Genomic DNA, 4,994 nt, shown 5'->3' with positions numbered 1-4,994 from the left:
ACTTAAAGTAGTTGACGGGCGAGGTCGGGCGTGCACCCCCCTCAGCGGGACCGGGAGCTGCGGCGGGTGAGGAATCCCGCCGCATCGAGCACCTGGAGCTCGACCGCGAGCTCGTGGACCTCACGGGGCAGCGAGCGATGGTGCGCCAGCGCCTCGACCGCGGCGCGGGCGTGGCCGGCGAGCTCGTCGAGGGCGTGCTGGCGCTGGCGCATCCGAGCCCGCTCCTCCTGGATGGTCCGGACCGTGTCCTCCTGCCACCGGCGGGTCCGGATGAGATGCTCGCTGGCGTCGGCGGCCTGCCGCTCGGCATCCTCCAGCCGGTTGAGGAGCGCGTCGAGGGCCTTCAGCCGGCCGGCGAGCTCCGCGATGAGATCGCCCCGATCAGGCAGGATGGCTGTTTTATGACTCTTGGGGTCAGACGAGGTCATGGAGTCCCCTGACGGGTGGGGGGATCGGCGGGGACCGCACCGAGCGGCTGGCACGAGACCCGGTTGCTCCGACACGGTTGGTAACGGTAACCGACGTGGCGGGCCAGGGGTAACCCATCGTACGGATACGTCGCGTCAGCCAACTGATAGTAAAAAGGGACTATGGATCTGCCGTCATTGTCGTGGTCCCTGCGCGCATAGCATGCAGGTCGGTGTCAGAGCCAGCCGTTGCGCTTGAACGCACGGTAGAGGAACAGGCAGATCGTCGTAATGACGGCCAGGATGGCCGGGTAGCCCCACGTCTGACGAAGCTCCGGCATGTGGTCGAAGTTCATCCCGTAGATCCCGGCGACGGCGGTCGGGACGGCGCCGATCGCCACCCAGGCACTGATCCGTCGCATGTCCTCGTTCTGTGCGATCGTCACCTGCGTCAGCGTCGCCTGGAGCACGGAGGAAAGCAGCTCGTCGAAGTGAGCTATACGCTCGCTGACCTGCTCGAGGTGGTCGGCGACGTCCCGGAAGTAACGGCGCATCGCCACGTCGACCATCGTGGGGGCGTCCGTGGTGAGGGTACGCAACGGGCCCGCGAGCGGCAGCACCGCGTGCTTGAGCTCCAGAAGCTCGCGTTTCATCTGGTAGGCGCTTTCCGTCGACGGCTTCTGATCCCGATGGAAGACCCCCGCCTCGATCTGGTCGACGTCGGCCTGGATGCTTTCCACGGTGCGGACGTAGTCATCCACAATGCTGTCGCAGATGGCGTGCAGCACGGCCGTCGGGCCGTGCCGGAGCATCTCCGGGTTGGCCTCCAGCCGGCCGCGCAGCTTCGTCATCTCCCCGTGCCTGCCGTGCCGCACGGTCACGACGAAGTCCTCGCCGAGGAAGATCATGATTTCGCCGGTGGTGACTACCTCGGAGGTGCTCGTCATCTGGGTGTGCTCCACGTAACTGGTCGTCTTGAGCACCATGAACAGGTGGTTCTCGTATTGCTCGAGCTTGGGGCGCTGGTGGCCGGTGACCGCGTCCTCCACCGCGAGCTTGTCCAGCCTGTACTCCTCGGCGATCGCGGTGAGCTGCTCGTAGCTCGGCTCGAACAGGCCGAGCCAGGCGAACCCGCTGCGTTCGGACCGCGCCAACCGCAGCGCGTCGGCCTGGTCGATGTCCGTGGTGACCCGCCGGCCATGGCTGTACACGCCGCAGGCCATGACGCGCCCGTCCGGCGTCCGCGGTAGCCCGGGGCGGGGCACCTGGCGTCGTTTGCGACCCACCCGGACCAGGGAGACCGGACGGGTCAGCGCGCCGGCGAGCTTATGGGCGTTGGCCGACGCCTGCTCCAGGGCGTCCCCCAGCACCTCCCGGACGGGATGCTGGCTGCCGTGGTCGCCGCCGTCCGGGTGCGCGCCGTCATCGTCGCGTCCCCGGCTCTCGCGTACCGTCTCGTCGCGTACTCTTTCGCCCGGCACCGCATCGTCCCGCATCATTGCCTCCTTCCCTGCCGCCGATCCATGTCCATGTCCACCTGTCGGCATTTCCCACGACCTTCCCGCTGGTGAACCTTCATGGTGACAAGTCGGTGCCGGCCGTCCGGAGGCGATCCGGGCTTCACCGTGGACGCGGATGCCTGGCGACTGTGCCGGCGGGGTGCCACGCGAAGGGTGAGACACACGTCCGGCGTATGGGATACCTCACAGGGAGGATCGAGTGATCGGGATCGAGGTACGCACGCTTCGGGTGTTCGCCGACGAGACGGGCGCCGGCGGCAGTCTGCTCGCCGTGGTGCTGGACGCCGCGAAGTTGCTGCCCGACGCGCGGGAGCGGTCCGTCGTCGCGCGCCGACTAGGCTGCCCCGCCACGGTCTTCGTCGACGACCCGGAGCTGGCGGAGCTGGCCACCTTCACGCCCGCCGGGGAGCTGCCCATGGCGGGACACGCCCTGGTAGGGTCGGCCTGGCTGTTGGGTCGGCTGCTCGGTGGCCATCCGGAGATCCTCCGCCCGGCCGGCGGCGAGGCGGTCAGCTGGCAGGAGCAGGGCCGGGTCTGGGTCCGCAGCGCCTTGGCCGCCGTGCCTTACTGGTGGCATGAGATGCTCGCGGATCCGGGCCAAGTCGACGCGCTCGACCTGCCCCGTCCACCCGGCGAGGACCTGACCCAGCTCTGGGCGTGGGAGGATGAGCCGGGCGGGGTCGTGCGGGCCCGGGCCTTCGCCAGCAGGCACGGCGTCACCGAGGACGAGGCCTGCGGGTCGGCTTCCATGCGACTGGCCGCGGTGCTCGGGCGGCGGCTCACCATCCGGCACGGTACCGGTTCGATTGTGCTCGCGCAGCCGGGTCCGCCCGGCCACGCCGACATCGGCGGCCTGGTGGTCGAGGATGAGACGCGGTTCCTCGCCGATCTCGACGAGTTCCTCGCCCGGTGACGGTGCCGTCCGGCGAAGCCACGGCCGGACACCACAGGGAGTAGGTCTGAGAGTCAGGTGCCGAGCGAGGCGACTGGCACCTTTTGTGGGTACCGGGTTACGGCTGCGTGGTGGCTGCCGAGATGCGGACCGGGTCGGCTAGGCGTAGCTTTGGCTTCCGGTAGCTCTCCGCTGGGTATCTGCCCATGGGCTGCGAGGTGGTCATGGCCGAGACGTTGGCGACCTTGGTGGAGGCCGCGCATCAGGACGCCGTCCGTCTGATCGAGCTCTCGCGCAGCGCCGACGCCCACGGTGACGTGGGTGGTCCGTCGACCGACCCGCGGCAGGCGCTGCATGCCAGCGACGCGGCCGTGGCCGCCGTCTCCGCGCACCTGAGCGCGATGGAGTCGGTGGTCTACCCGGAGATGGCCCGCCGGGTCGTGGGTGGCCGGGCGCGGGTGGCGGACCTGGGCCGCTTGGCGCGGCGCTGCTCCTCGGTGATGCGCGGCATTGAACAGTACGTCCAGGGGGACCTCAACCGGCCCGCGGAGCCGGTCGCGAACCTGCGCCGGGATCTGGCCGCGTTGATGGTCGAACATGCGACGCTGGAGGACGAACTTCTGCGTGAGCTGATGGCCGAGCTGTCCGACGACGAGCGCCGGGATCTCCTCGACCGCTTCTCCGATGCGATGCGCCACGCTCCGACCCGACCGCATCCGCACCTCCTGCACAGCAGGCTGTTCGGTGGAAGCCTGGTGGCCCGCCTGACGGGCTACTGGGATCACCTGCTCGACGTGATGGACGCTCGGGAGGTACCCGGCGCGCCGGTGCGGGCCCCGGTGCCCGCCGGGCTGTGGGGCTGGTACCTGCTGGGCCGTCCCACGGCGCCGGTTCCGGGTGAGACCCCGCCAGGGAGGGAGGGCGCGCAGGGCCGCGCTGCCGGCAGCCACACCGCTGCCGGCAGCCATACCGATGCTGATAGCCACACCGCCGCCCGTTGATCTGTCCTGGCGACTGCCGTCGTTCCCGTGGGCCCACCATGTCTTTCTGAGCCCGGTTTTCCTGAGCCCGTCGCGCTCCGTCTTCCTGGTCGGTCTTCTTGGCCGCGGTCCACTCCGGTTCGGCGTTCCGATGCGCACGGGCGCTGTGGTCGTGCCATGCTTCGGGTCCGGGTTGGGCCGGTATGGCCTCGTGTCGTGCAATGCCGAGGAGATGTGTCAGGAACCGAGAGCAACGCGATGCGGGCGCCGAACGCTGATCCCGTGGAAGTGATCTGGCCTGTGCTGTTGGTCGAGGACGATGATGCCGACGCCTATCTGGTGTCCGAGCTCCTCGACGAGGCCTCCGCTCCGGTCGAGCTGACCCGGGTGCGTACGGTGGCCGAAGCCGCCCGTCGCAGCGAGCACGTCGCGTGCGTGCTGCTGGATCTAGGGCTGCCGGACAGCGAGGGCCTGTCGGCGCTGCGCCGGTTGCTCACGGTCGAGGCGGGAGCGCCGGTCGTGGTGCTCACCGGTCTGGTTGACGAGTACCGGGGGGCGCAGGCGGTCGCCGCGGGCGCGCAAGACTACCTCGTCAAGGGCCAGGTCGACGGGCGGGACCTGGTCCGGGCCGTCCGGTACGCGATCGAGCGCAAGCGGGCCGACACCGCCGCGCAGGCGCTGCGGGAGTCGGAGCTGCTGGCGGACGAGCGGGCCCGCCTCGAACGCGGCCTGTTACCCCGGCCGCTCATCGACGACGGCCGGTTGCACCACGACGCCCGGTACCGCCCCGGCCGGCAGCAGTCCCTGCTCGGCGGGGACTTCTACGACATGGTGTCCACCGCGGACGGCACGCTCCACGTCCTGCTCGGCGACGTTTGCGGGCACGGCCCGGACGAGGCAGCGCTCGGGGTGAGCCTGCGGATCGCGTGGCGCACGTTGGTCCTTGCCGGTGTTCCGGAACCCGACCGGCTCGGGTATCTCCAACGCGTGCTGGTGAGCGAGCGGGAACAGGACGAGATCTTTGCGACGGTGTGCACCCTCGCGATCGCTCCCGACCGGACCTCGGCGCGGATGCGGCTGGCCGGTCATCCGCCGCCGGCGCTGTTGCATCCGCGGCTGTCGGCGCTGCCGGGCGACGTCGTCGGTCCGGCTCTCGGCATCGTCGACGACGACCTCTCCGAGGAGGTGCGGATCG

The 4,994-nt window shown here is 70.0% G+C and carries 5 protein-coding genes; 3 read left to right on the top strand and 2 right to left on the bottom strand.

Annotated elements, in window-relative coordinates:
- Positions 1-41 precede the first annotated feature (41 nt).
- Complete coding sequence (locus AC08OP_RS20475; RefSeq protein ID WP_476615660.1) at positions 42-428, bottom strand: hypothetical protein; 387 nt, start codon at positions 426-428, stop codon at positions 42-44.
- Between the two features lie 215 nt (positions 429-643).
- On the bottom strand, positions 644-1,906 hold the full coding sequence (gene corA / locus AC08OP_RS20470; protein WP_476615659.1) for a magnesium/cobalt transporter CorA: 1,263 nt from the start codon (positions 1,904-1,906) through the stop codon (positions 644-646).
- A gap of 220 nt (positions 1,907-2,126) precedes the next feature.
- Here corA and AC08OP_RS20465 point away from each other — a divergent pair, with 220 nt between their 5' ends.
- The 3 genes from AC08OP_RS20465 to AC08OP_RS20455 all read left to right on the top strand — a co-directional run.
- Complete coding sequence (locus tag AC08OP_RS20465; protein WP_476615658.1) at positions 2,127-2,840, top strand: PhzF family phenazine biosynthesis protein; 714 nt, start codon at positions 2,127-2,129, stop codon at positions 2,838-2,840.
- A gap of 203 nt (positions 2,841-3,043) precedes the next feature.
- Positions 3,044-3,820, top strand: a complete 777-nt coding sequence (locus AC08OP_RS20460) for a hemerythrin domain-containing protein (RefSeq protein ID WP_476615657.1) — start codon at positions 3,044-3,046, stop codon at positions 3,818-3,820.
- A 237-nt stretch (positions 3,821-4,057) separates the two neighbouring features.
- A partial coding sequence (locus AC08OP_RS20455; protein ID WP_476615661.1) for a PP2C family protein-serine/threonine phosphatase occupies positions 4,058-4,994 on the top strand: 937 nt, incomplete at its 3' end.

Source organism: Frankia sp. CeRuru1 (assembly GCF_977966315.1).
The sequence above is the reverse complement of the archived record's forward strand: the minus strand, read 5'-3'. Positions and strand labels throughout refer to the sequence as shown.

Coding starts and splice junctions, on each gene's coding strand:
- AC08OP_RS20475 (WP_476615660.1), bottom strand. CDS start 428: ATGACCTCGTCTGACCCCAAGAGTCATAAAACAGCCATCCTGCCTGAT.
- corA (WP_476615659.1), bottom strand. CDS start 1,906: ATGATGCGGGACGATGCGGTGCCGGGCGAAAGAGTACGCGACGAGACG.
- AC08OP_RS20460 (WP_476615657.1), top strand. CDS start 3,044: ATGGCCGAGACGTTGGCGACCTTGGTGGAGGCCGCGCATCAGGACGCC.